Source organism: Burkholderia sp. BC1 (genome assembly GCF_052683555.1).
Window position 1 is genome coordinate 20,764 of record NZ_JBQYLP010000017.1, and the last position, 25,650, is coordinate 46,413.

At 66.5% G+C, this 25,650-nt stretch carries 24 protein-coding genes; 17 read left to right on the forward strand and 7 right to left on the reverse strand.

Going from position 1 to position 25,650, the window contains the following annotated elements:
- Nucleotides 1-65: 65 nt before the first annotated feature.
- Nucleotides 66-344, reverse strand: a complete 279-nt coding sequence (locus ACSHSS_RS11205; protein ID WP_006401505.1) for an HU family DNA-binding protein — start codon at nucleotides 342-344, stop codon at nucleotides 66-68.
- Between the two features lie 389 nt (nucleotides 345-733).
- Here ACSHSS_RS11205 and mnmC point away from each other — a divergent pair, with 389 nt between their 5' ends.
- The 7 genes from mnmC (at nucleotide 734) to ACSHSS_RS11240 (ending at nucleotide 9,653) form a co-directional block, all read left to right on the forward strand.
- A complete protein-coding gene (mnmC, locus tag ACSHSS_RS11210) occupies nucleotides 734-2,707 on the forward strand; it encodes a bifunctional tRNA (5-methylaminomethyl-2-thiouridine)(34)-methyltransferase MnmD/FAD-dependent 5-carboxymethylaminomethyl-2-thiouridine(34) oxidoreductase MnmC (RefSeq protein WP_212160802.1) in 1,974 nt (657 codons plus the stop codon).
- 675 nt (nucleotides 2,708-3,382) lie between these two features.
- Entirely contained in the window at nucleotides 3,383-4,597 is a 1,215-nt protein-coding gene (locus ACSHSS_RS11215; RefSeq protein ID WP_006401502.1) for a cation:proton antiporter, read from the forward strand.
- 17 nt (nucleotides 4,598-4,614) lie between these two features.
- Nucleotides 4,615-5,730 carry a YbdK family carboxylate-amine ligase gene (locus tag ACSHSS_RS11220; protein WP_006401501.1) on the forward strand — a complete coding sequence of 372 codons (1,116 nt, stop codon included), beginning with the start codon at nucleotides 4,615-4,617 and terminating at the stop codon, nucleotides 5,728-5,730.
- 510 nt (nucleotides 5,731-6,240) lie between these two features.
- Entirely contained in the window at nucleotides 6,241-6,879 is a 639-nt protein-coding gene (locus ACSHSS_RS11225) for a MarR family winged helix-turn-helix transcriptional regulator (RefSeq protein ID WP_006408074.1), read from the forward strand.
- A gap of 28 nt (nucleotides 6,880-6,907) precedes the next feature.
- Nucleotides 6,908-7,618, forward strand: a complete 711-nt coding sequence (locus tag ACSHSS_RS11230; protein ID WP_039216682.1) for a glutamine amidotransferase — start codon at nucleotides 6,908-6,910, stop codon at nucleotides 7,616-7,618.
- Between the two features lie 183 nt (nucleotides 7,619-7,801).
- Nucleotides 7,802-8,914, forward strand: a complete 1,113-nt coding sequence (locus tag ACSHSS_RS11235) for an NADH:flavin oxidoreductase/NADH oxidase (RefSeq protein WP_105776591.1) — start codon at nucleotides 7,802-7,804, stop codon at nucleotides 8,912-8,914.
- 205 nt (nucleotides 8,915-9,119) lie between these two features.
- A complete protein-coding gene (locus tag ACSHSS_RS11240) occupies nucleotides 9,120-9,653 on the forward strand; it encodes an SET domain-containing protein (RefSeq protein WP_212160814.1) in 534 nt (177 codons plus the stop codon).
- Nucleotides 9,654-9,725: 72 nt separating this feature from the next.
- On the opposite strand, the gene ACSHSS_RS11245 is transcribed toward ACSHSS_RS11240, so the two are convergent.
- Complete coding sequence (locus tag ACSHSS_RS11245; RefSeq protein ID WP_012212460.1) at nucleotides 9,726-11,207, reverse strand: sensor histidine kinase; 1,482 nt, start codon at nucleotides 11,205-11,207, stop codon at nucleotides 9,726-9,728.
- A gap of 130 nt (nucleotides 11,208-11,337) precedes the next feature.
- The gene (locus tag ACSHSS_RS11250; protein ID WP_006401494.1) at nucleotides 11,338-12,030 is read right to left on the reverse strand and encodes a response regulator; all 693 of its coding nucleotides are present in this window, start codon (nucleotides 12,028-12,030) and stop codon (nucleotides 11,338-11,340) included.
- Nucleotides 12,031-12,153: 123 nt separating this feature from the next.
- Here ACSHSS_RS11250 and ACSHSS_RS11255 point away from each other — a divergent pair, with 123 nt between their 5' ends.
- Nucleotides 12,154-12,384, forward strand: a complete 231-nt coding sequence (locus tag ACSHSS_RS11255) for a DUF3717 domain-containing protein (protein ID WP_006401493.1) — start codon at nucleotides 12,154-12,156, stop codon at nucleotides 12,382-12,384.
- Nucleotides 12,385-12,492: 108 nt separating this feature from the next.
- Here the strand turns inward: ACSHSS_RS11255 and ACSHSS_RS11260 are convergent, their stop codons facing one another.
- Nucleotides 12,493-12,801, reverse strand: coding sequence for a 4a-hydroxytetrahydrobiopterin dehydratase (locus ACSHSS_RS11260; RefSeq protein ID WP_006401492.1), 309 nt, complete (start codon nucleotides 12,799-12,801; stop codon nucleotides 12,493-12,495).
- 116 nt (nucleotides 12,802-12,917) lie between these two features.
- Complete coding sequence (phhA, locus tag ACSHSS_RS11265; protein WP_249170490.1) at nucleotides 12,918-13,811, reverse strand: phenylalanine 4-monooxygenase; 894 nt, start codon at nucleotides 13,809-13,811, stop codon at nucleotides 12,918-12,920.
- A 139-nt stretch (nucleotides 13,812-13,950) separates the two neighbouring features.
- On the opposite strand from phhA, the gene ACSHSS_RS11270 reads away from it, so the two are divergent.
- Nucleotides 13,951-14,436, forward strand: a complete 486-nt coding sequence (locus ACSHSS_RS11270) for an Lrp/AsnC family transcriptional regulator (RefSeq protein ID WP_006408082.1) — start codon at nucleotides 13,951-13,953, stop codon at nucleotides 14,434-14,436.
- A 105-nt stretch (nucleotides 14,437-14,541) separates the two neighbouring features.
- On the opposite strand, the gene ACSHSS_RS11275 is transcribed toward ACSHSS_RS11270, so the two are convergent.
- Together ACSHSS_RS11275 and ACSHSS_RS11280 are read right to left on the reverse strand one after the other, a co-directional pair.
- A complete protein-coding gene (locus ACSHSS_RS11275; RefSeq protein ID WP_006401489.1) occupies nucleotides 14,542-15,075 on the reverse strand; it encodes a class IV adenylate cyclase in 534 nt (177 codons plus the stop codon).
- 138 nt (nucleotides 15,076-15,213) lie between these two features.
- Complete coding sequence (locus ACSHSS_RS11280; RefSeq protein ID WP_048805466.1) at nucleotides 15,214-16,113, reverse strand: LysR family transcriptional regulator; 900 nt, start codon at nucleotides 16,111-16,113, stop codon at nucleotides 15,214-15,216.
- A 296-nt stretch (nucleotides 16,114-16,409) separates the two neighbouring features.
- Here ACSHSS_RS11280 and ACSHSS_RS11285 point away from each other — a divergent pair, with 296 nt between their 5' ends.
- From ACSHSS_RS11285 to ACSHSS_RS11320, 8 genes are all read left to right on the forward strand, one after another.
- A complete protein-coding gene (locus tag ACSHSS_RS11285; protein ID WP_175765380.1) occupies nucleotides 16,410-18,098 on the forward strand; it encodes a GMC family oxidoreductase in 1,689 nt (562 codons plus the stop codon).
- Between the two features lie 447 nt (nucleotides 18,099-18,545).
- Entirely contained in the window at nucleotides 18,546-19,325 is a 780-nt protein-coding gene (locus tag ACSHSS_RS11290) for an ABC transporter ATP-binding protein (RefSeq protein WP_006401484.1), read from the forward strand.
- Nucleotides 19,322-20,077, forward strand: coding sequence for an ABC transporter ATP-binding protein (locus tag ACSHSS_RS11295; RefSeq protein WP_012212465.1), 756 nt, complete (start codon nucleotides 19,322-19,324; stop codon nucleotides 20,075-20,077). Before ACSHSS_RS11290 ends, ACSHSS_RS11295 begins: the two co-directional genes overlap by 4 nt.
- A 76-nt stretch (nucleotides 20,078-20,153) precedes the next feature.
- Nucleotides 20,154-21,353 (forward strand): ABC transporter substrate-binding protein, encoded by a 1,200-nt coding sequence (locus tag ACSHSS_RS11300; RefSeq protein WP_212160823.1) that lies wholly within the window; start codon nucleotides 20,154-20,156, stop codon nucleotides 21,351-21,353.
- Between the two features lie 133 nt (nucleotides 21,354-21,486).
- A complete protein-coding gene (locus ACSHSS_RS11305) occupies nucleotides 21,487-22,371 on the forward strand; it encodes a branched-chain amino acid ABC transporter permease (protein ID WP_006401481.1) in 885 nt (294 codons plus the stop codon).
- A complete protein-coding gene (locus ACSHSS_RS11310) occupies nucleotides 22,371-23,345 on the forward strand; it encodes a branched-chain amino acid ABC transporter permease (RefSeq protein WP_012212466.1) in 975 nt (324 codons plus the stop codon). Before ACSHSS_RS11305 ends, ACSHSS_RS11310 begins: the two co-directional genes overlap by 1 nt.
- A 266-nt stretch (nucleotides 23,346-23,611) precedes the next feature.
- Nucleotides 23,612-24,370 (forward strand): hypothetical protein, encoded by a 759-nt coding sequence (locus ACSHSS_RS11315; protein ID WP_249170491.1) that lies wholly within the window; start codon nucleotides 23,612-23,614, stop codon nucleotides 24,368-24,370.
- Nucleotides 24,371-24,446: 76 nt separating this feature from the next.
- Nucleotides 24,447-25,604: an ABC transporter substrate-binding protein gene (locus ACSHSS_RS11320; protein WP_006411129.1), complete on the forward strand. Its 1,158-nt coding sequence runs from the start codon at nucleotides 24,447-24,449 to the stop codon at nucleotides 25,602-25,604.
- The last annotated feature ends 46 nt before the right edge of the window (nucleotides 25,605-25,650 follow it).

Consider the following 25,650-nt stretch of genomic DNA (forward strand, 5'->3'; position numbering starts at 1 on the left):
AAAATGCCGCGCGCACCCAACAAAAAACCCGCCGAAAGGCGGGTTTTCTTTGAACAGGCGCTGGATTAACGCTTGTTGACGGCGTCCTTGAACGCCTTGCCAGCCGTGAACTTGACCGTCTTGGCTGCCGGGATCTTGATGGTTTCGCCCGTCTTCGGGTTGCGGCCCGTACGTGCTGCGCGCTTGCCCGAACCGAAGCTGCCGAAGCCGATCAGCTGAACCGCATCACCCTTCGACACGGCTTTCTTGATGACTTCGAGCAGCGTGTCCAGCGTTTCGCCGGTTTGAGCCTTGCTGGCGCCCGTTTGGGCGGCGACGGCGTCGATCAGTTCCTGTTTGTTCATTAAGGTTCCTTTTTCAGGTTAGGTTGACACGAACAGCGCGAACGCGCCGATTATACGTGCGCGAACCGTGCCGTCGAGAGTCAGACTCTGACGGCACAGCGCCGAATCCTGGCCCGCGCGACGCGCCTACCGGCTACGCCGGCGGCCACCCCGCGGTACGGCGTTGCTATGATAGCGCAGCGCAAACCCAATAACGACAAGGGTTTCAAAGATTTTCATCGGTATTTCGCCGAATCGATCGTCGATTGCCCGTTTTTTGACCAGCGCCAACCGGACAGGATACGCAGCCCGCTGCGCGCCTGCGTCGCGCCGTTGGATTTTGCCAACGGCCGATCGGCACGTGCGCCGCAATCCCTTGCCAGGCTTGGCTGTCACGATTTTTGTTTCGCATGCCCGACCGACTCGTCCCTGCCACGCTCGCGTTCCGCGACGACGGCACCCTCGTCTCGCCCGCGTACGGCGACATCTATCACAGTGCCGCGGGCGCGATCGCGCAGGCCAACCACGTGTTCGTCGCGGGCAACGGGCTGCCCGCGCGCTGGCAGCAGCGCCGCACGTTTACGATCGTCGAGACGGGCTTCGGCATCGGCTGCAACTTTCTCGCCACATGGGCCGCGTGGCGCGACGATCCCGCGCGCTGCGAGCGCCTCCATTTCGTGTCGGTCGAAAAGCATCCGTTCTCGCGTGAAGACCTGCGACGCGCCGCTGCGCATATCGTTGCGAATACAACCATATCGGCGAATGTCGATACGCTCGCCGATGCATGGCCGCCGCTCGTGCCGGGCGTGCATCGACTCGAATTCGACGCAGGGCGCGTCGTGCTCACGCTCGTGTTCGGCGATGCGCTCGAACGGCTGCCGGCGCTCGTCGCGCGCGCCGATGCGTTTTATCTCGACGGCTTTGCACCGTCGAAGAACGCGGACCTCTGGTCGATCGACGTGTTTCGCGCGCTTGCGCGCATGGCCGACGAGCACGCGACGTTCGCGACCTATTCGAGTTCCGGCGTCGTGAAACGCGCGCTCGACGAAGCGGGTTTCGCGTATCGCAAGGTCGACGGTTTCGCCGGCAAGCGCGCGATGCTGGTCGGCGAATATGCGCCGCGCTGGCGCATGCGCCGGCACGAACCGCCGCGCGCATGGCCGAACGCCGCCACGCGTCGTGCGCTCGTGATCGGTGCCGGCGTTGCAGGCTGCGCGGTCGTCGAGCGGCTCGCCGCGCGCGGCTGGAACGTGACGCTGATCGAACGGCACGAACGGATCGCGAGCGAAGCGTCCGGCAATCCGGCCGGTGTGTTCCATCCGCTGATGACGCGCGACGACAACGTCGCGAGCCGTCTCACGCGCGCCGGTTTTCTCTATGCGCTCGCGCGCTGGCGGGCGCTCGAAGCGGGCGGTCATGCGTTTGCGCGCAGCACGCACGGCATGGTTCATCTCGCCGAATCTGCGGACGACTTCGCGCGCATGCGCGATGCATTCGATGCGCTCGGCGCGCCGTCCGACTATGCGACGCTGCTCGACACGGACGCCGCGCGCGCCTATCTGAATTTGCCGGTCGCGCATGGCGGGCTGCTGTTTCCGCACGGCGGTGCGGTGTGGCCGGCCGCACTCGCCGACGCGCAATGCGCGGCCGCCGGCGATCGCGTGCAACGGCTGACGCGCACCGAAGTCGCGCGGCTCGAACGCAACGGCGACGAGTGGCATGCGCTCGATGCGCACGGACGCACGCTCGCCCAGGCGCCCGTCGTCGTACTCGCGAATGCCGGCGATGCGGTGCGGCTTGCCGGGCTGCGGCACGTCGCGCTGCAACCCGTGCGCGGGCAGCTCACGCTGCTGCCGGCAGCCAGCGCATCGCCGCTGCCGTGCCCGGCGATCGGCGACGGCTACGCGGTGCCGCTCGACGACGGCACGCTGCTGATCGGCGCAACGTTCGAACCGGACGACGTCGATCCGGCGATACGCGTGGCCGGCCATGCGGAAAACCTCGAGCGTGTGAGGCGCCTGCTGCCGGGACTGATCCGCGACGTGCCCGCGCTCGACACGCTGCGCGGCCGCGTCGCGTTCCGCTGGGTCGCCGGCGACCGGCTGCCGCTGATCGGCCCGCTCGCCGACGAAGCGCAGGCAGTGGCAAACGCCCGCGCGCTGAGCGGTGCCAAAGCCCGCGACCTGCCGCGCATGCCGGGGCTCTACGGCGCATTCGGCTACGGCTCGCGCGGTCTCGTCTGGGCCGCGCTCGGCGCCGAGCTCATCGCCTCGCAACTCGACGGCGAGCCCTGGCCGATCGAGCGCGAACTCGCGGAAGCCGTCGATCCCGCCCGTTTCCTGATCCGCGCATTGCGCGCACGCCAGGTGAGCGCCGCCGACTGAACCGGCGCACCGTTCCCCTCACAGTTTCCCGATTTTCCCGCGCAAAGTTATCCACGCGATGCTGTGGATAACCGCGCGAAATCCATGCTCGGTTCGTGTGCAATCACAGTGGACGTAAACGGGGTAACTCGGCCGGTCGCGCACAGGGTCCAAAAGTTGCTCATCTCAAACTACTGTGCACGAACACGCTGTGCAACCGGTTATGTTTTCAACAAGCCTTTGATCCGGCAGCGTAAACCGAGGTTATCCACAGAACTGTGAGCGCTTTGTTAACTTCTACTACGTATATATACAGATAAACCTTTTAAACCAAAGACCTGTGCGCCGCACAGCGTTTCGGGTTCGATCGAATGGGTTCCAGAGTGAAAAAGCTGTGGCACAATCGGTTTCCTTCGCGTTCGTCCGGCCAGGCGCCGGACATGCTTCAACGGAACGGTCCGCACAGTTTCGAATCTGAGTCTTCGAGGCAGCGCAGTCCGTTCACACATCAGGCCGACAATCCAGATCGGCAGACCTGAGCGACACATCCGCCGAATGGCGGTACAGGCGGACCCCATGTCCCGCCGTCGTCAACCACAACAATCACATTCGGGGCGATACCCAGCCGGCGCGCACTCATTCCTGACGCTTGACCCCGCGTCGCTGGCGGTTGCTTCCAAAGGAGAAGTCACCACGATGAAGTCGGCGTTCTCATTTCTGCCCAACTGGCCGCTTACGCCGGATGCCGTGTTCTGGGCCGGGCTCGCGCTGTTCGCGGCCGGGCTGTGCGGCGAACTCTGCTATCGCGCGTGGCGGCTGCCGCGCATTACCGGTTATGCGGTGATCGGTCTCATCGCCGGTTCGTTCGGTTTCGGCGTGATCGACTCGAGCACCGACGAAACGTCGCGGCTGCTGATCAACGTCGCTCTCGGGCTGCTGCTGTTCGAACTCGGCAGCCGCCTCGACCTGCGGTGGATCCGCCGCAATCCGTGGCTCATTGCGTCGAGCCTCGCCGAAGCGACGCTGACGTTCGTGCTCGTGCTGTTCGTGATGCTCGCGCTCGGCGTGTCGGGCATGGTCGCGCTCGTGCTGTCGGCGATCGCGATCGCGACGTCGCCGTCGATGGTGATCCAGCTCAAGACCGAACTGCGCGCGGAAGGGCAGGTATCGCAGCGGCTGATCACGCTGACCGCGCTGAACAGCGTCTACGCGATCGTGCTGACCAAGCTCGTCACGAGCTGGCTGCATCAGGAAGCGTACGGCAACGTGTTCGCCACGATCCTGCAGCCGGTCTATCTGCTCGTCGGTTCGTTCATCGTCGCGTATCTGGTCGCGCGTTCGTGCAACTACCTGTTCCGCCACATGACGTCGACGATGCGTGACGAGCATTCGTTCGTCGCGCTGTTCGGCCTCGTCATGCTCGCGATCGCGGTGGCTCAGGCGCTGAAGCTGTCGACGCTGCTCACGCTGCTGCTCGCGGGGATCATCGTCAAGAACCTCGAAGCGCGCCCGCAGCTGTGGCCCGAGCATTTCGGCACGGCCGGCTGGCTGCTCACGGTCGTGCTGTTCGTGCTTACGCTCACGTCGTTCACATGGAGCGACATCGCGATCGGCGGCCTGTTCGCGATCGTGCTGATCGTCACGCGGCTCGTCGCGAAACTCGGCGGCGTCGTCGCGTTCGCGAAGCCGAGCGGGATCGGGATGAAGCAGGGTGTCGCGCTCGGCATCGCGCTGACGCCGATGTCCGCGCTGAGCTACCTGCTCGTCGACGATACCTACCAGCTCTACCCGAACTTCGATCCGCATCTGCGCGCGATCGTGATGTGCACGATCGTGATCCTGCAGCTCGTCAGCCCGTTCGTCGTCTACCGATGCCTGTCGGCGGTCGGCGAGCGCAGCGACGGCAACTGATTCCGGAACCCCCTGCCATGGCACTCGAAACCTTCGTCAATTCCGAGCCGTTCACGTTCGGCGTCGAACTCGAAATCCAGGTCGTCAACACGCACAACTACGACCTTACCAAGGCCGCATCGGACCTGATGCGGCTGATCCAGGGCGAGACCTTTCCGGGCAACATCACGCCGGAAATCACCGAGAGCATGATCGAGCTGTCGACCGGCATCTGCCATACGCACGAGCAGGCGCTCGGCGAGCTGCACGCGATCCGCGATGTGCTCGTGAAGGCGGCCGACCAGCTCAACGTCGGGCTGGCCGGCGGCGGTACGCACGCGTTCCAGCAATGGAGCGACCGGCAGATCTACGATGCGCCGCGCTTCCAGTATCTGTCCGAGCTGTACGGCTATCTCGCGAAGCAGTTCACCGTGTTCGGCCAGCACGTGCACATCGGCTGTCCCGATCCCGACAGCGCGCTGTTCCTGCTGCATTCGATGTCGCGCTTCATTCCGCACTTCATCGCGCTGTCGGCGTCCTCGCCGTTCGTGCAGAACGTCGACACCGGCTTCCATTCCGCGCGGCTCAATTCGGTGTTCGCATTTCCGCTGTCGGGTCGCGCGCCGTTCGCGCTCACGTGGCACGACTTCGAGGAATACTTCACGAAGATGGTCAACACGGGCGTCGTGAACTCGATGAAGGATTTCTACTGGGACATCCGCCCGAAGCCCGGCTACGGAACGATCGAAGTGCGCGTGATGGATACGCCGCTGTCGGTCGATCGTGCGGCCGCGATCGCGTGCTACATCCAGACGCTCGCGCGCTATCTGCTGATCGATCGTCCGCTCACGCTCACCGAGGACGACTATCTCGTCTACACGTTCAACCGTTTCGAAGCGTGCCGCTTCGGGCTCGAAGGCACGTGCGTGAATCCTCAGACGGGTGAGCGCCGCACGATCGCCGAGGACATCCTCGACACGCTCGATCGGATCGCCCCGCATGCGGCCGAGCTCGGCTCGCGCGCGGCGCTCGACGAGATCGGTGCGCTCGCGAAAGCGCGCGTGAACGACGCGTCGTGGCTGCGAACCGTCTTCAAGCAGGAAAAGTCGCTGAACGAAACCGTTCGCCAGCAGTGCCTGCGTTGGCGCGAATGAAAAAATGTTTTGCAGATTGCGGACTCGACCGCGTCGCGATTCGCTGAGTGCGAACCGGCACGCGTCGAGTCGGCAACCGTTGCCGGTTCTGCCGCCATGCTGTGGATAACCGGATATTCCGCTGCAAAGTCAAAGGTCTGTGGAATGGATAACCCGGTGGATCGCCATGCCTCGCGCGATTGCCGGCGCGCGCCGCTCGATGGCCGCGCGACACGGGCCGCCGGCACGCCGCATCGGCTGCACAATGAAAAAACACAGTTATCCCGTGATTTTCCACAGCGCAAAGGGGATAACTTAGCTGTGCGATTTTCCGCTCTCGCTTAGAATGTCGGCTTTGCGGACACCGGAAGCACCGCGTGTCTTACCGGTCGCCGCGGACGCGACCGCCGCGTGTGCCTCGCGACGGCCGTGCCGGACGGATTCGACGATCCGGTCCGCCCCTGAGACAGAGATTCGATCTCCACACTACGGCCGCTCGGCAAGTCCGGGCGGCGGCAAAGCGAAAAGACTATGAGCGAAGGCGTTTACGGGAATCAGGCTGCGGGACGTGTGACCCACAGCCTGCTGCGGTTGAGTACGGCCATGCGGAGCGAGGCATGGGATTGGGCGGAAGGCGCCGGCCTCACGCCGACGCAGGGCGAGATCCTCGTGCTGCTGCTGCAGCGCAAGGGCCCGATGCGGCTCGGCGAAATCGCGCGCGAGACGCAGCTCACCGCGGCTACCACGAGCGATGCGGTCAGCACGCTCGAGATGAAGGGGCTCGTCGAGAAGCGCCGCGCGCTCGACGACGGCCGCGCGCTCGCCGTGCGCCTGTCGGCACGCGGCCGCACGGCCGCGAAGAAGGCGTTGCAATGGCCGGAATTCCTGACGAAGGCGGTCGGCAAGCTCGGCGCGGACGAGCAGGGCGCGTTGTACCGCGCGCTGCTGAAAACGCTGCGCGAGCTGCAGGTCGCCGGCGCGACGCCGCCGCAGCGCATGTGCCTCACGTGCGTGCATTTCCAGCCGTCGAAGCCGTCGAAGAAGGCCGTGCATCACTGCGCGTCGTTCGGTACGCCGCTCGCGGACGGCGATCTGCGTCTCGACTGTTCGATGCACGAAGAAGCCGACGTGGCCACGCAGAAAAAGACCTGGAAGATTTTCGCAGGCTGACGTCCGTCGATCGACCGGGAGGCCGATGATGAACGCTGAAGTCGTGGCGATCCGCCACGTGCATTTCGAGGATCTCGGCAGTTTCGAGCAGGTGCTCGGCGAGCGCGGCCGGCGTGTGCGCTACGTCGACGTCGGCTCGTCGCGCGTCGAGGTGCTCGATGCGCTCGAACCGTCGCTGCTCGTCGTGCTCGGCGGCCCGCTCAGCGTCTACGACGACGCGCAGTATCCGACGATCGCACCGCTCGCGGCGCTCGTGAAGCAGCGGATCGATGCCGCGCTGCCGATTCTCGGCATCTGCCTCGGCGCACAGTTCATCGCCCGCGCGCTCGGCGCGCGCGTCTATCCGGCCGCGCAGGTCGAACTCGGCTGGTCGCCGCTGACGCTGACCGACGCCGGCCGCGCATCGCCGCTGCGTCATCTCGACGGCGCGACGACGTCGATGCTCCACTGGCACGGCGATACGTTCGATCTGCCGGGCGGCGCGATTCATCTCGCCTCGACGCCGGCCTGCCGGCATCAGGCATTCTCGTGGGGCCAGCATGTGCTCGCGCTGCAATGCCATCCGGAGATCCGCGCCGATCGCTTCGAACCCTGGCTGATCGCGAACGCGGGCGAGATCGCATCGACGCCCGGTATCGATGCGCGACAGCTGCGCGACGATACCGCGCAGCACGGGCCCACGCTCGAAATCGCCGCGCGCACGATGTTCGGCGAATGGCTCGACAGCGTCGGGCTCTGAGCGGCACCGTGCCGCTCGCGCCGCTGCAGCGGTCGTCGATCGCATGCTGACCGTACGGCCCGCACGCCGCGCAACGGTCGTCCCACGTTCCTGACCAATCGCTTACTGCCGTTGCCGCCGTCTGCAGGCTTCGGTCGTGCGTGCTACGCTCGTGCGCTCTTCCATTTCTCGAGAGCGGCCACCATGACTGCGCTGTTTTCACCGTTCACGCTGCGCGGCGTGACCCTGCCGAACCGGATCGTGATTTCGCCGATGTGCCAGTATTCCGCGGAGCGCGGCGAAGCGACCGACTGGCACATGATTCACCTCGGCCATCTCGCGCTGTCCGGCGCGGCGCTGCTTTGCATCGAGGCGACCGCGGTCGAACCCGACGGCCGCATCACGCACGGCGACCTCGGCCTCTGGGACGACGCGACCGAAGCGGCGCTGAAGCCCGTCCTCGCCGCGATCCGTCGCTACTCGCCGATTCGCGTCGCGATGCAGCTCTCGCATGCGGGACGCAAGGCATCGAGCGAGGTGCCGTGGAAGGGCGGGCAACTGGTGCCCGTCGCCGAGGGCGGCTGGCTGCCGCACGCGCCGTCGGCCGTTCCGCACAAGGACGGCGAGACGCCGCCGCTCGCGCTCGACGCGGCCGGGCTGAACCGCGTCCGCGAGGCATTCGCTGCGTCCGCGAAACGTGCGGCGCGGCTCGGCATCGACGCGATCGAGGTGCATGCGGCGCACGGCTATCTGCTGCATCAGTTCCTGTCGCCGCTCGCGAACCGGCGCACCGACGAATACGGCGGCTCGCGCGAAAACCGCATGCGCTTTCCGCTCGAGATCTTCGACATCGTGCGTGCCGCGTTTCCGGAGGATCGGCCGGTCGGCGTGCGTGTTTCGGCGACGGACTGGGTCGAAGGCGGCTGGGAGCTCGAGGACACGATCGCATTCGCGCACGAACTGAAGCGCCGCGGCTGCGACTGGATCGACGTGTCGTCGGGCGGCGTATCGCCGTTGCAGAAGATTCCGCTGTCGCCCGGCTATCAGGTGCCGTTCGCGCAGGCCGTGAAGCGCGCGGTCGACATGCCGACGATCGCGGTCGGCCTCATCAACGAGCCCGCGCATGCGAACCGGTTGATCGAAGCGGGCGATGCGGACTTCGTCGCGATGGCGCGTGCGATGCTGTACGACCCGCGCTGGCCGTGGCACGCGGCTGCCGAACTTGGCGCGCAGGTGTCGGCGCCGCCGCAGTACTGGCGCTCGCAGCCGCGCGAATACAAGGCGCTGTTCGGCGACATCGCATTCGGCCAGCGCTGAGCGACACGCGGCATCGCACGCGATGTTGAACGAAGCAATCGCGAACGTGTAGGATGCGGGTGATTCGCCGCATGCCCCGACGCGGCACCGACCGGTGCCGCGTTTTCGTTTCCGGCCCGACCGATGCCGGCGGCCGTGCAGCGGCGACATCGGGCCGCGATCGCGGCCGTCTTCCATTCAAGTCGTCTTCACGAGGATTCGTTCGATGAGTTCACGCAGGATCGCGGTGCGCCGCTCGGGAGTACACGGCAAGGGCGTATTCGCCGTGGCGCCGATCAAGGCCGGCGAGCGCGTAGTGGAATACAAGGGCGAGCGAATTTCGTGGAAGGAAGCGCTGCGCCGCCATCCGCACGATCCGAACGAACCGAACCACACGTTCTATTTCGCGCTCGAAGAGGGCGGCGTGATCGACGGCAAGGTCAACGGCAACAGCGCGCGCTGGATCAACCATTCGTGCGCGCCGAACTGCGAGGCGGAAGAAGTCGGCGGGCGCGTGTATATCCACGCGCTGCGCGACATCGAGCCGGAAGAAGAGCTGTTCTACGACTACGGGCTCGTGATCGACGCGAAGCTGACGAAAAAGCTGAAGCGCGAATATGCATGCCACTGCGGCACCCATGCGTGCCGCGGCACGCTGCTCGCGACGTCGGATGAGAGCGGCAAGAAGAAAAAGAAGAAGGACGGCAAGTCCGATGCGTCCGCGAAGGACAAGTCGAAGGACAAGAAAAAGAAGAAGTAGGTCAGTGCGCGGCGCCTGCATGCGCGCGTCCGCATGCGCGGCGCCCGCATGCACGGCGCCCGCAGCGGTCGCTCAGTGCGTCGGCGCGGCAGCGGGCGTCGCGCTGACCGGCGTCGCCGCGCGTGCGGCGAGCGGCACCTTGACGACGAAGCGCGAACCGCCTTCCGGTGCATCCTCGTAGGACACCGTGCCGCCGTGCATCGCCACGATGTCGTGGACGATCGCAAGACCGAGGCCCGCACCGGTTTCGACGCCGTTGCCGTTGTGCGCATCGCCGCGGAAGAAGCGCTTGAACAGGTCGGCCTGCTGGTTCGCCGGCACGCCGGGGCCGTTGTCCTCGACGACGATTTCCGCGGCCGGCTGGCCGTCGTCGAGCGTGCCGCGCGCGACGTTCACCGTGATCCGCGCGCCGCTCGGCCGGGCGAGCGGCACATATTTCAGCGCGTTGTCGAGCAGGTTCGCGATCACTTCACGCAGCAGCACCGGATTGCCGCGCACGGGCAGCGTCTCGTCCTCGCCGGGATCGTCGCTGCGCTGGAAGCCGAGATCGACATGCGCGGCGAGCGCGCGCGGCACCCATTCGGCACCGGTCTCGAATGCCATCGCCGCGAGGTCGACATCGACGAAGCGCGCGGCCTGTTCGCCGGGCTCCGCGCGCGCGAGCGACAGCAGCTGATTCGACAGCCGCACCGCACGGTCGGCCGCCGCGCGCAACTCGCGCAACGCGGCATACGTCTGCTGCGTATCGCGTGCGACCGCGGCCTGCTCCGCGTGCAGCTTGACGGCCGTCAGCGGTGTGCGCAGCTGGTGCGCGGCGTCGGCAATGAACTTGCGCTGCGCGTCGAGGGCGGTCTTCAGGCGGCCGAGCAGCGCGTTCATCGCGCTCGTCAGCGGCCGGATCTCGAGCGGCACGTCGGTTTCGTCGACCGGCTCGAGCGACGTATGCGTCTGCCGGTTCAGCGAATCGGCGAGATGCGTGAGCGGGCCGAGCTGCTGGTTCACGACGCGCCATACGATCCCCCAGCCCGCGAGCAGCAGCAGCAGCAGCGGCATCATGATCGCGACGAGGAATTCCGCCGCGATCCGGTAGCGATGCCGCACCGGCTGCGCGACTTCGACGACCATCGGCTTGCCGCCTTCGACGTTGTCGACGCGCACCTGCGCCACACGCACCGCGCGGTTGTCGTATTCCGCTTCGAACACGTATGCATGATGCATGCGCCGCACGTTGATGCCCTGCAGCGGCAGCTTCGGATCGCCGGCGAGTTCCTGCTCGCCGTCGCTGATCCGGTAGATCAGCGCTTCGGCCGGATCGGAGAACATCGCCTGCGCGAGCGGCGGCACCGTAAACGGCGCGTCGGGGCCGGCGATCTGGATCTGTTTCGAGATGGCGGTTGCGAGATCGGCGAGCGAGCGGTCGATCACGTGCTGCGTGTATTGCCACGCGAGCCAGTACGCAATCAGGCCGCTCATCAGCGCGAGCATCGACAGCGGCGCGGCGAGGCGCCGCAGCAGCGAGCGGCGCAGGCTGGTCACAGCCGGATCAGAAGACATGTCGACGGGCAAATGAATGAGCGCCGCTCAGACGACGGAGCGGCGCGGTCGTGCGCCGGACGGCGACGCCGCGCGGCGAGCCGGCCCGCCGGCCTGCCTGCACGCGGCGCGCCGGCGACGGCGGTGCCGCTCAGACGCTGGCCGTCTGGCGGATTTCCTGCAGCAGATAGCCGAAGCCACGCACCGTCACGATTTCGACGCGGCACTGTTCGAGTTTCTTGCGCACGCGGTGCACGTAGACTTCGATCGCGGTGTCGCCGAGATCGCCGCCGAAGTGCGTGAGGTGATCCTGCAGCTGCGCCTTGCTGACGACGCGACCGTGACGCAGCAGCAGCATTTCGAGCACCGCGAATTCGCGCGGCGACAGTTCGAGCGGCTTGTCGTCGTTGAAGATGCGGCGATCGACGCCCGACAGGCGGACGCCGCCGAGCGACACTTCCGGACGCGGCATGTCGCTGTGCGGGCCGCTGCGGCGCATCACCGCGCGGATCCGCGCTTCGAGCTCGGCCGGTTCGAACGGCTTCAGCATGTAATCGTCGGCGCCCGAGTTCAGGCCCTGGATACGGTCGTTCAGTTCGTCGCGCGCGGTCAGCACGATGACGGGCGTGTGGCGGTTGGTCTGGCGAAAGCGCGTGAGCAGCGTCATTCCGTCGATGCCCGGCAGGCCGAGGTCGAGGATCACGAGTTCGTGGCGATTTTGTGCCAGCGCCTGTTCGGCAAAGATGCCGTCGTGCACCATGTCGACGGTGAAGCCAGCCTGTTCGAGGCTGCTCTGGATACCGCGTGCGATGGGGCGGTCGTCTTCGATCAGAAGGAGTCGCATGAAGTTCGCTCAAGTACAATGGGTTGGCGGTTCAGGCACGCGGACAGCACGACGCCGTTTCCACAGGGCCGCCGCATCGCGTGACAATCAAGCATGGCGGCCAGCGCACGATTACAACCAATCATGTCCGATATTTCGATCCACGACCTCGAAGCCGCGATCAATTTCTGGCGCGCCCGCTCGCCGTCGAGCGGCGACGAACTCAAACTCTGCGAAGAGGCCAGCGCGCTCTCCAAGCCGTATGCGCTGCTGATTGTACAGCGCGAAAGCGCGCTGCAACTGGAAGGTTTGGACCCCAAGGCACGGAAAGCGTACGAGACTTACGTGCGCCTTAAGGACGGCTTGGAAAGCTGAAGGCTTTCGCTGAGTACATCCTAGAAAACGTTCATGCAAATGAAAAGTTGACGCGCCGCGCGCCGAAAAAGCGCGTGGCGCGTTCGTTCGCGCTCGGGACGCGCGTGCTCAACTCGCCGGACGCGCGTGTGCGGCGACCGCGTCGATGAAGAGGGCCAGTTCGATGTCGCGCTCGGTGAGACCGTCGGCGTCGTGTGTCGACAGCGTCACGTCGACGCGGTTGTAGACGTTGAACCATTCCGGATGGTGGTTCATTTCCTGCGCCTTGATCGCAACGCGTGTCATGAAGCCGAACGCTTCGTTGAAATCGGCAAAGCGCAGGCTGCGCTGGATCGCATCGCGGCCCGGTACCGCCGACCATTGCGGCAGGCGTTCGAGTCGCGTCTTGCGTTCTTCTGATGTGAGCTTGTGGACCATGTTGCACCTCGTTCGGTAACGGCGCTCGCGCGCGGCATGCGCCGCGCGGCGGGGCCGGCACCGGTCATTCTTTCATAGTTGCGCGCCGCGCGTCGGCACGTGCGGCGTGCGTCACATTACGCGTCGGCGTCGTCGGGCCAGCCTTCGCCGGTGCCGCGATGCAGCACGCGATCGGTGTCGAGCACCGCGCCGGCGTCATACTCCGGCAGCCCCGCGAGGCGCGCGGCGAGCGCGCGGCCGTCGAGCTCCGCCAGCGCGAACAACTGCGCGAAGTCGTCGATCACGAAGTAGGTCTTCTGGAACGTATCGATCCGGTAACGCGTGCGCATCACGCGCTCGAGATCGAAGCCGAGCCGGTTCGGCGCCGCGCTTTCGACGCTGTACAGGCTCTCGCCCTTGCTCGACACGATGCCGGCGCCGTAGATCGATAGCCCGCCGGGGCCGCGCCCGTCGCGGATCAGCCCGAACTCAACCGTATACCAGTAGAGCCGCGCGAGGCGCGCGAGCGCCGCTTCGTCGTCGGCGATCGCGAGCGCGATGCGGCCGTATGCCTGCATGTAGTCGGCAAAAACGGGCTCGATCAGCAGCGGCACGTGGCCGAACAGGTCGTGGAAGCAGTCGGGCTCCTGCAGGTAGTCGAGCTGATCGGGGCGACGCATCCACCAGGTGACCGGAAAGCGCCGGTTCGCGAGGTGTTCGAAGAACACGCGATCGGGCACGAGGCCCGGCACCGCGACGATCTGCCAGCCCGTTGCGGGCATCAGCTGACGGTTCACGTCCGCGAACGACGGCACGCGATCGGCCGGCAGGTCGATCTTGCCGAGCCCGGCGACGAACCCATCGCATGCGCGCCCGCGCAGCAGCGCCGACTGGCGCGTATAGAGCTGCTGCCACACCGCGTGGTCGAGGCGGCCGTAACGCTGCAGCGGCTGGTCGATGGTGAAATCGGCGCGGGTTTCGAGGCCCGCATCGAACTGCTCCTGCAGTTTCGCGGTGACGACGGTGGACATGAGACGCTCGGCATGCTGTGGTTTCGGATGCATGCAAGTGTAGAGCGGGCTGCGCGCGGCTTGGGCGCAAAATTGGCGCATATTCAGGATGTAATGCGATAATCGCGCATTAAATCATCGAATCATGCGGAGAATGGACATGCTGGAACTCGATCACTTCGATCTCGCGCTGCTGGACGTGCTGCAGCGCTTCGGCCGCGCGACGCATCAGCAGCTCGGCGAGGAAGTGCCGCTGTCGCCGTCGCAGATCGGTCGCCGGCTGCAGCGGCTCGAGGCCGCCGGCGTGATCGAGGGGTATCGCGTGATGCTGCGGCCCGAAAAACTCGGGCTCGGCGTGACCGCGTTCACGAGCCTGAAGCTCAAGCATCACGGCGATTCGATCATCGAGCAGTTCCAGCAGCAGATCGACGTGCTGCCCGAAGTGCTCGAATGCCACGCGGTGGTCGGCGATGCCGACTATCTGCTGCGGATCGTCGCGCCGGATCTGAACGCGCTGTCGCAGTTCGTGATGAAGAAGCTGATGCGTGTGCCGGGCGTCGACAGCGTGCGCTCGAACATCGTGCTGACGACCTTCAAGCGCAACGGCGCGCTGCCGCTCGCGCATCTGGCGCCCGGCGCGGCCTGACGCGCGCACGGCGTTGGCAGGCGGCGCGCGTTTGTACCGCGCGTCGCACGCCGCGCGTACGCACGCCGCGCGTATGCACGCCGCGCACATGCATGCCGCGCACGATCACGCGGCCGTTTCGCGCTCGGCCGCGTTCAGCAGGTCGACATAGGCGAGCGCGACGAGATCGTCATGCGCGACGCCGAGCTTCGCGAACACGTCGTGCGCCTCCGCTTCGCCGCCTGCTTCGTCGTCGTCGGGCCCGAGCACGACTTCGAGTTCGATGAAGTCGCCGAGGCCGTCGACGCGATCGAGGTGAATGCGCGTGCGGCCGGCCAGATACACGTGACGCTCCTTCGTGACGATGCCGCGCGTCGTCAGCGCGGTCGCGAGCAGCGCGTGCATCGCGTCCGGGTTCGTCACCGGGCTGCGCGTGTAGTACGACGCCTTCGGGCCGTCGCGATCGTCGCGCTGGTAGAAGATCAGCTCGGCCGGCGTGCCGTCCTCGAAGCGGCGCAGCTTGAGCCGGCCGCGCGGCACGTCGTAGAAGAAGTCCTGCTGGCGGTAGAACAGCGGCGCTTCGGTCGCCAGGGCGGCCGCGCGTTCGCGCAGACGGTCGAATTCGCGGGCACGGGCTTTGATCTCGATGTTGCGGGCCATGCGGACCTCCTTCGGTCGACGACGATGTACGGATGTGCGAACGCACAATCTAGCAAAAAGGCTGCGACGGCGACGTGAAGCCCGCCGCGCCGAAGCGCAGCGCGCGGCGCGCGCCGCGGCCCGCATCATCAATCGCGCTCATATTGCCCACTGCGCTTCGATCAGCCGGAGCGCGGCCGCGATCGCCGGTTCGTCGCGCCGCTCGGCGAGCGTGACGAAGGTCAGCTCGGTCGGCACCGTCACGCGCTCGACGATCGTCAGCGCATGCGCGTGCGCTTCGGCGAGCGCAATCGCGTCGCGCGCGAGCGTCAGACCGATCCCCGATTTCACGAGGTCGAGCATCGACTGCTCCTGATCGACTTCGGCGACCTTCAGCGGCTGCACGCCGGCCTGCGCGAAGCACCGCGACAGCAGCCGGTTGTGCGCCGACGCGGGCGGCGTCCAGATCCAAGGCAGCGCAGCGAGCGCGCGCCAGTCGTGCGCGCGCTGCACGCGCTCCTTCCAGCCGGCCGGCGCGAGCACGCGGTACTGGAAATGCGTGAGCGTGACCGTATGGAACGGCGCACCGTCGCGCGGATCGTCGTCGCCGGGCCGGCCGATGTAGTAGCCGACATCGAGCGCCTGCGCACGCACCTGGTCGAGCACCCAGCCCGACATCCCGTGCCGCAGCGCGGTCTCGATTTGCGGGTGGGTTTCGACGAGCGCGCGCAGAAAGCCGCCGAGCCGCAGGAATCCCGGATCGAGGATCGTGCCGATCCGCAGCCGGCCGCGCACCTCGTGCCGCAGCGCGGCCGCCGCGCGCTCGACGTCGGCGGCCGCCGCGAGCGCGCGTTCCGCGTGCGGCAGCAGCGTCTGGCCGTCGCGCGTGAGCGCGAGCCCGCGCGACGTGCGCGTGAACAGCGCGACGCCGAGCGTCTCCTGCAGATGCTTGATCTGCAGGCTCACCGCGGGCTGCGTCAGATGCAACTGCGCGGCCGCGCGCGTCAGATTGCCTTCGCGGGCGACCGTCGCGAACGCGCGTAGCAGGGTGAGATCCATCGTCGTGATATGAGCGCCGCTTATAACGCAGTTGAGCATAACTCATTGGATCGGCGGGCGGCGCCGGGAGTACGCTTCATCGGTCGCGTTCCGCGCCGTGTGCCCGGACGCGAACGGCGCGGCGGCGATCGCGGCGTCGCGCCGTAGGCCGACGTGCGGCACGCCATGCGCCGCAGGCACCGCAGGCGGCGCGGGCGCACTATGCTGAAAACGACGCGCGGAATCGCGCCGCGCGACGCGATAACAACATGCTTTGCATCGAATCGGCGCGCACGCCGATCGACAGGAGACACATCGTGAGTACGGAACGTACGCTCGAAGGCGAATTCGATTACGTGATCGTCGGCGCGGGCACGGCCGGCTGCGTGCTGGCCAACCGGCTGACCGAGGACCCGGACGTTCGCGTGCTGCTGCTCGAGGCGGGCGGCAAGGACGACTATCACTGGATTCATATCCCGGTCGGCTATCTGTATTGCATCGGCAATCCGCGCACCGACTGGCTGTACAAGACGCAGCCGGAAGCGGGGCTCAACGGCCGCGCGCTGTCGTATCCACGCGGACGCGTGCTCGGCGGCTGTTCGTCGATCAACGGGATGATCTATATGCGCGGCCAGCGCGACGATTACGACCGCTGGGCGCGGGAAACCGGCGACGCCGGCTGGTCGTGGGACAGCGTGCTGCCGGTGTTCAAGCGCAGCGAGGATCATCATGCGGGCGCGAGCGACGCGCACGGCGCGGGCGGCTACTGGCGCGTCGAGAAGCAGCGGCTGCGCTGGGAGATCCTCGAATCGTTCGCGCAGGCCGCGCAGCAGACGGGCATTCCGGCCACCGACGATTTCAATCGCGGCGACAACACGGGCGTCGGCTACTTCGAGGTGAACCAGAAGCGCGGCGTGCGCTGGAACACGTCGAAGGCGTTCCTGCGGCCCGCGATGGCGCGCGCGAATCTGACCGTGATCACCGGCGCGCACGCGCAGCGCGTGATTTTCGAGGGGCGGCGTGCGGTCGGCGTCGAATATCGCGGCGGCGGTACCGAGTACGTCGCGCGCGCGCGCATCGAAGTGCTGCTCACGTCGGGCGCGGTGAATTCGCCGCAGCTGCTCGAGCTGTCCGGCATCGGCGACGGCCGGCGGCTGCAGGCGCTCGGCATCGAGGTCGTACAGGATCTGCCGGGCGTCGGCGAAAACCTGCAGGACCACCTGCAGCTGCGCATGGCGTTTCGCGTGCAGGGCGTGCGCACGCTGAACACGCTGTCCGCGCGCTGGTGGGGCAAGCTGATGATCGGCGCCGAATATGCGCTGCTGCAGCGCGGGCCGATGTCGATGGCGCCGTCGCAGCTTGGCGCGTTCGCGAAATCCGATCCGGACGATCCGACGCTCGCGTCGCCCGATCTCGAATATCACGTGCAGCCGCTGTCGCTCGACCGCTTCGGCGAGCCGCTGCACAGCTTCAATGCGTTCACCGCGTCCGTGTGTCATCTGCGGCCGACCTCGCGCGGCAGCGTGCATGTCGCGAGTGCCGATCCGCATGCGGCGCCCGTGATTGCGCCGAACTATCTGTCGACCGACTACGACCGCCACGTCGCCGCCAACGCGCTGCGTCTCACGCGCCGCATCGCGTCCGCGCCGGCGCTCGCGCGCTACCGTCCCGAGGAAATCCTGCCGGGCACGCGCTATCAGACCGAAGCCGAGCTGCAGGAAGCGGCCGGCGCGGTCGGCACGACGATCTTCCATCCGGTCGGCACGTGCCGCATGGGACGCGCGGACGATCCGCGCGCGGTCGTCGACAGCCGGCTGCGCGTGCGCGGCATCGCGGGGCTGCGCATCGTCGATGCGTCGGTGATGCCGTTCATCACGTCGGGCAACACGAATTCGCCGACGCTGATGATCGCCGAGCGCGCGAGCGACATGATTCGTGCGGACCGCCGTGCAGCGCGCGACGCGGCCGCCTCGGTGCACACCGACGCGGTCGTGACGCCCGCATGACGACACGCCGACGCGCGCGTGGGCATCCATTGCGCCGCGATCGCGGACGCGTGTCGCGCCACGCGCTGCTTCGCGCTGCGAAACAACGCATGCTTGTGCACGCGCCGTGTGTGCTGCGCGGCACGATTCGTGCGCACCGTGCGTTCGCGCGCCTTTCGCGTGCATCGGATGCACGGGAACGGCGCGTGCAGCGATGCGGCCGGCGGTGCGGGCAGCGGCATGCGCAGCGGCGTGCGTATCGCGGCCATCCCTATAAGTGCAAATCCCGATGATTGCACTGCACCAACGGCGCGACAATGACGCGCAGCGTGCCTACGCGTCGGCGCGGGAGACCACCCTCGAGGCGTAACACGGCGCTCGGGGGCAGCCCGTCGATCCGCTGACCTGTTTCGCGGCCGCTTGCGCGAACTTTCCCGGTGCTTCGCCTGACTTCGTACGGAAGGGAACATGATTCTCGGCGACACGATTCTGGAAACACGCGGACTCACCAAGGAATTCAGGGGCTTCACGGCCGTGAATGGCGTGAACCTGCGCGTGCGTCGCGGTGCCATTCACGCCTTGATCGGCCCGAACGGCGCCGGCAAGACGACCTGCTTCAACCTGCTGACGAAGTTCCTGACGCCGACAGCCGGCCAGATCGTCTTCAACGGCATCGACATCACCGACGAGCGGCCGGCCCAGGTCGCGCGCCGCGGGATCATCCGCTCGTTCCAGATCTCGGCCGTGTTCCCGCATCTGACCGCGCTGCAGAACGTGCGCATCGGCCTGCAGCGCGCGCTCGGCACCGAATTCCATTTCTGGCGCAGCGAGCGCACGTTGAAGCGTCTCGACGATCGCGCGATGGATCTGCTCACGCAGGTCGGCCTGACCGATTTCGCGCACGTGCGCACCGTCGAGCTCGCCTACGGGCGCAAGCGCGCGCTCGAGATCGCGACGACGCTTGCGATGGAACCCGAACTGATGCTGCTCGACGAGCCCACGCAGGGGATGGGCCACGAGGACGTCGATCGCGTGACTGCACTGATCAAGAAGGTCGCGAGCGGCCGCACGATCCTGATGGTCGAGCACAACATGAACGTGATCGCCGGCATCTCGGACACGATCACGGTCCTGCAGCGCGGCGAGGTGCTCGCCGAGGGTTCGTATGCGGAGGTGTCGAAGAATCCGCTCGTCATCGAGGCTTACATGGGCAGCGCCGACGCGGCGCTCGCGGGGGCGCACGCATGAAGCACAGCGAACGGGAGGAACGCGAGTTGAGCGGTGTCGAAAGCGGCACGCCCGCGCTGGAAATCACGGGCCTCGAGGCCTGGTACGGGGAATCGCACATTCTGCATGGCGTCGATCTGACCGTGCATCGCGGCGAGGTCGTCACGCTGCTCGGCCGCAACGGCGCGGGCCGCACGACGACGCTGCGCGCGATCATGGGGCTCACGGGCCGCCGCAGCGGCTCGATCAAGGTCGCGGGCAACGAGACGATCGGTCTCGCGACGCACCGCATCGCGCATTTCGGTGTCGGCTATTGCCCGGAGGAGCGCGGGATCTTCTCGAGCCTGTCGTGCGAGGAGAACCTGATGCTGCCGCCGATGATCGGCGCGCGCGAGAACGCGATGTCGCTCGACGACATCTACGCGATGTTTCCGAACCTCGCCTCGCGGCGGCAGAGCCAGGGCACGCGGCTGTCCGGCGGCGAGCAACAGATGCTCGCGGTCGCGCGCATCCTGCGCACGGGCGCGAACCTGCTGCTGCTCGACGAGATCTCGGAAGGCCTTGCACCGGTGATCGTGCAGGCGCTCGCGCGCATGATCGTCGCGCTGAAGTCGCGCGGTTACACGATCGTGATGGTCGAACAGAATTTCCGCTTTGCCGCACCGCTCGCCGACCGTTTCTACGTGATGGAGCACGGCCGCATCGTCGAACATTTCCGCGCGTCGGAACTGGAAGGCAAGATGCCGGTCCTGCACGACCTGCTCGGGGTGTGACGCCGCCCCGTTTCCTTGCCGCCGGCCGTCGCGGCGCACGAACAACCACAACGCATCAGAACAACAGGAGACGTCAATGAAAATGAAGACCCTCGCCCACGCGTGTCTCGCGCTCGCGACCGCCGCATTCACCGCCGGCGCCGCCCACGCGGCCGATACCGTGAAGATCGGCTTCATCACGGACATGTCGGGGCTTTACGCGGATATCGACGGGCAGGGCGGCCTCGAGGCGATCCGCATGGCGGTCGCCGACTTCGGCGGCAAGGTGCTCGGCAAGCCGATCGAGGTCGTCTATGCCGATCACCAGAACAAGGCCGACATCGCCGCGTCGAAGGCGCGCGAATGGATGGACCGCGGCGGGCTCGACCTGCTCGTCGGCGGCACGAACTCGGCGACCGCGCTGTCGATGAACCAGGTCGCTGCCGAGAAGAAGAAGGTCTACATCAACATCGGCGCGGGCGCCGACACGCTGACCAACGAACAGTGCACGCCGTACACCGTGCACTACGCGTACGACACGATGGCGCTCGCGAAAGGCACCGGTTCCGCGGTCGTGAAGCAGGGCGGCAAGACGTGGTTCTTCCTGACCGCCGACTACGCGTTCGGCAAGGCGCTCGAGAAGAACACGTCGGATGTCGTGAAGGCGAACGGCGGACAGGTGCTCGGCTCGGTGCGCCATCCGCTGTCCGCGTCGGACTTCTCGTCGTTCCTGCTGCAGGCGCAGTCGTCGAAGGCGCAGATCCTCGGCCTCGCGAATGCCGGCGGCGACACGATCAACTCGATCAAGGCGTCGAAGGAATTCGGCATCACGAAGACGATGAAGATCGCCGCGCTGCTGATGTTCATCGACGACGTGCACAGCCTCGGCCTCGAGACGACGCAGGGCCTCGTGCTGACCGACAGCTGGTACTGGAACCGCGATGCGACGTCGCGCCAGTGGGCGCAGCGCTACTTCGGCAAGATGAAGAAGATGCCGTCGAGCCTGCAGGCGGCCGACTATTCGTCGGTGACGACGTACCTCAAGGCCGTGCAGGCGGCCGGCACGACCGATTCCGACAAGGTGATGGCCGAGCTGAAGAAGATGAAGATCAGCGACTTCTACGCGAAGGGCTACATCCGTCAGGACGGCAGCATGATCCACGACATGTATCTGATGGAGGTGAAGAAGCCGTCCGAGTCGAAGGAGCCCTGGGATTACTACAAGGTGCTCGCGACGATTCCGGGCGAACAGGCATTCGCGACCAAGCAGGAATCGCGCTGCGCGCTGTGGAAGTAGACGTGACGCGGCGGCGCGCCTGGCGGCGCGCCGCGCGGCACCGACGGCCGCCGCGGTACGTCCGCTGCGCCGCCGGCGCACGCGGCCCGATACGGTTGCGTGCGCAACGAAACTCATTCTGACGGCAAACTCGATGGAAATCTTTGGCATTCCGTTGCCGGCGATGCTGAGCCAGTTGCTGCTCGGGCTCGTCAACGGTTCGTTCTACGCGATCCTGAGCCTCGGGCTGGCGGTGATCTTCGGGCTGCTCAACGTGATCAACTTCGCGCACGGCGCGCTGTTCATGCTGGGCGCGATGCTCGCCTGGATGGGCCTGTCGTATTTCGGGCTGCCGTACTGGGCGATGCTCGTGCTCGCGCCGCTGATCGTCGGTGCGTTCGGCATCGCGATCGAGCGCTCGATGCTGCGCTGGCTGTACAAGCTCGATCACCTGTACGGGCTGCTGCTGACGTTCGGCCTCACGCTCGTCGTCGAAGGCGTGTTCCGCTCGATCTACGGCTCGTCGGGGCAGCCGTACGACGTGCCGTCGCAGCTGTCCGGCGCGACCAATCTCGGCTTCATGTTCCTGCCGAACTATCGTGCGTGGGTCGTCGTCGCGTCGCTCGCGGTGTGCCTCGCCACCTGGTTCGTGATCGAGAAGACGCGGCTCGGCGCCTACCTGCGTGCGGGCACCGAGAATCCGAAGCTCGTCGAGGCGTTCGGCGTGAACGTGCCGATGATGATCACGCTCACCTACGGCTTCGGCGTCGCGCTCGCCGCCTTCGCGGGCGTGCTCGCCGCGCCGGTGATCCAGGTGTCGCCGCTGATGGGCCAGCCGATGATCATCACGGTGTTCGCGGTGGTCGTGATCGGCGGGATGGGGTCGATTCTCGGCTCGATCGTTACGGGCCTGCTGCTCGGCGTGATCGAGGGCTTTACGCGCGTGTTCTATCCGGAAGCGTCCGCGACGGTCGTGTTCGTGATCATGGCGATCGTGCTGCTGATCCGCCCGGCCGGCCTGTTCGGCAAGGAAAAATGATGCAGAGAAAAGTGCTCTACGGCGTGCTGCTCGCCGCACTGCTCGTCGCGCCGTTCGTCGGCGCGTATCCGGTCTTCGTGATGAAGGTGCTCGCGTTCGCGCTGTTCGCGGCCGCGTTCAACCTGTTGATCGGCTATACGGGGCTGCTGTCGTTCGGCCATGCGATGTTCCTCGCGACGGCCGGCTACGCGACCGGCTACTCGATGCAGACGCTCGGTTTCACGCCCGAGCTCGGCGTGCTGGCCGGCACCGCGATCGCGACGCTGCTCGGACTCGTCGTCGGGCTGTTCGCGATTCGCCGGCAAGGCATCTATTTCGCGATGATCACGCTCGCGTTCGCGCAGATGGTGTACTTCATCTATCTGCAGGCGCCGTTCACGCACGGCGAGGACGGGCTGCAGGGCGTGCCGCGCGGCCGGCTGTTCGGGTTGCTCGACCTGTCGAACGACCTCGCGCTGTACTACGTCGTGCTCGTCGTGATCGTCGCCGCCTGCGCGTTCATCGTGCGGATCGTGCACTCGCCGTTCGGCCAGGTGCTCGTCGCGATCAAGGAGAACGAGGCGCGCGCGATCTCGCTCGGCTACGACACCGATCGCTTCAAGCTGCTCGCGTTCGTGCTGTCGGCGGGGCTCGCGGGGCTGGCCGGATCGCTGAAGGTGCTCGTGCTCGGCTTCGAGACGCTGTCCGATGCCTACTGGACGATGTCGGGCCTCGTCGTGCTGATGACGCTCGTCGGCGGCATGGGCACGCTGTTCGGGCCGCTGCTCGGCGCGGCGCTGATCGTCGCGCTCGAAGACCGGCTCGGCGACATCGGCGAGTGGCTCGCCTCGACGACGGGCATCGGCTGGTTCCATTCGCTCGGCGAATCGGCGACGATCGTCACCGGGCTGATCTTCATCGCCTGCGTGCTCGCGTTCCGGCGCGGGATCGTCGGCGAGATGATCGCGCGGATCAAGCCGCTCGGCGCGTCGTAACGGCGTGTGCACGGCCGCCGGCGCCTTGATGCGAAGCACCATCCGGCATGCTTCGGAACGGCGCCGAAGCGGCCTCCGGCACGCGCCGCGCGGCAAAGTGGTGCCCCATTTTCGTGCGGCGATGCACCATAGGGGTAAATGCTAAGTTGCCGGCGGCCTTAAGCTTCTTTAAGCTTCGTTTCAGTTCTGATGCACCGCGAATCGAATTTGCAGGTGGAGAACGAGGAGACAATCGAGGCACAAAGTGCCCGGACCCCAAAGCGCTGTTGGACGGAATCCAACAGCGCTTTTTCATTTGCGCGCGGATTTTCACCGCATTTCAATGCGCGTGCGACGGCCGACTCGGCATGGCGGTTCGCATTCGCCGCACCGCATTCGGGCGCGTATTCTTTGTCTTCCTTCGTATTTCCGTTTTCGCATACGCGTACGGCGCGCAGCCGCGCGCATACCGTCCGGGCTTACCCGGTTGGCGTGCGCAAAAAGCGTCCGTTACACTCAGCTTTCGCCGACCGAGCGGTCGGCGAAATGGTCGGCAGTCCTCCTACAAGCAGAATGCAGAAGATGGAGTGCGGTTGAATGAGAAGCGCAGGACGATGGAGCGGGGCGAGCCGCGCGGCACGGGGTGCGCGCGCGCCGGGCGGCATGCACGCGCAGGCCGCGCCGCGGTGTGGTCGCGGCAACGCCGAGCCGCGCACGTGGTCGAGCCTGGGCCGCACGACGTCGCGCGCGTCGGCAGGCCCCGAATTCTCGCGGTCCGGCCCGGCATCGCGTGGCGCTTTCTCGGGGTGCCGTCCCGCATGAGCCTGAGCCGTCGTTTTCCTGTTCCGGACAGTTGGCCCGTCGTTGCGTTCGCACCGATCCTTTCCCATATTTCGCGCTGCTTCATCCTGACGACATTGCGCTCGCGCACGGTAACGGGCGTCGTGCGTCGTTTTCAGGCCGATCGGCGCGATGTTGCCGGGCTCGCGGTGCATACGGTTTTTCGCGGGAAAACGAGTGTAGGCACCGCAATGCGAGATAGTTAAATTATTAACTTGTTTGAGGCCGGGAGTCGCCCGAGCGGCCCGCGGATTTTTCGAGCAGCGTTTGGAGACAACGAAAATGAAGATGAATCGATGGATGGAGGCTTTGCTTGCCGCGGGCCTCGCATGCGCGGCCGCGACGGCGTCGGCGCAGGTGAAGATCGGCGTGACGCTGTCGGCGACGGGGCCGGCCGCGTCGCTCGGGATTCCGGAAAAGAACACGATCGCGCTGCTGCCGAAGGAAATCGCCGGCAAGAGCGTGCAGTACATCGTGCTCGACGACGCATCCGACACGAGCCGCGCCGTGCAGAACGTGCGCAAGCTGATCGACGAGGATCATGTCGACGCGATCATCGGTTCGTCGGTCACGCCGAATTCGCTCGCCATGCTCGACCCCGTGTCGCAGGCGAAGACGCCGACCATTTCGCTCGCCGCGAGCGCGCAGATCATCTCGCCGATGGACGCGAAGCGCGCCTGGATGTTCAAGGTGCCGCAGAACGACCAGCTGATGGCTGACGCGATCGCCGGCTACATGGCCAAGCACGGCGTGAAGACGGTCGGCTTCATCGGCTTCGCCGACGCGTACGGCGACAGCTGGTACAACACGTTCAGCGCGGCCGCCCAGAAGAACGGCATCAAGATCGTGTCGAACGAGCGCTACAACCGCACGGACGCGTCCGTGATGGGGCAGGTGCTGAAGCTGGTCGGCTCGAACCCGGACGCGGTGCTGATCGCCGGCTCCGGCACGCCGGCGGCGCTGCCCGCGAAGACGCTGAAGGAGCGCGGCTACAAGGGCAAGGTGTATCAGACGCACGGCGTCGCGAACAACGACTTCCTGCGCGTATGCGGCAAGGATTGCGACGGCGAGCTCCTGCCGGCCGGCCCGGTGCTCGTGACCGATCAATTGCCCGATTCGAACCCGGTGAAGAAGCCCGCGCTCGCGTACAAGGCCGCCTACGAGAAGGCGTACGGCGCCGGCTCGCTGTCGACCTTCGGCGGCCACGCGTGGGACGCGGGGCTGCTGCTGCAGCGCGCGATTCCGGACGCGCTGAAGAAGGGTCAGCCGGGCACCGAGGCGTTCCGCGAGGCGCTGCGCGCGTCGCTCGAAAGCGTGAAGGATCTGCCGGTGTCGCACGGCGTGATCAATATGACGCCGACCGATCACAACGGCTTCGATTCGCGCGCACGCGTGATGGTGCAGATCGTCGACGGCAAGTGGAAGTTGCAGGCCGAGTAAGTGTCACGTGAAATCGGCGTGCGCGTGCCGAGCGGGCCGCGCATGC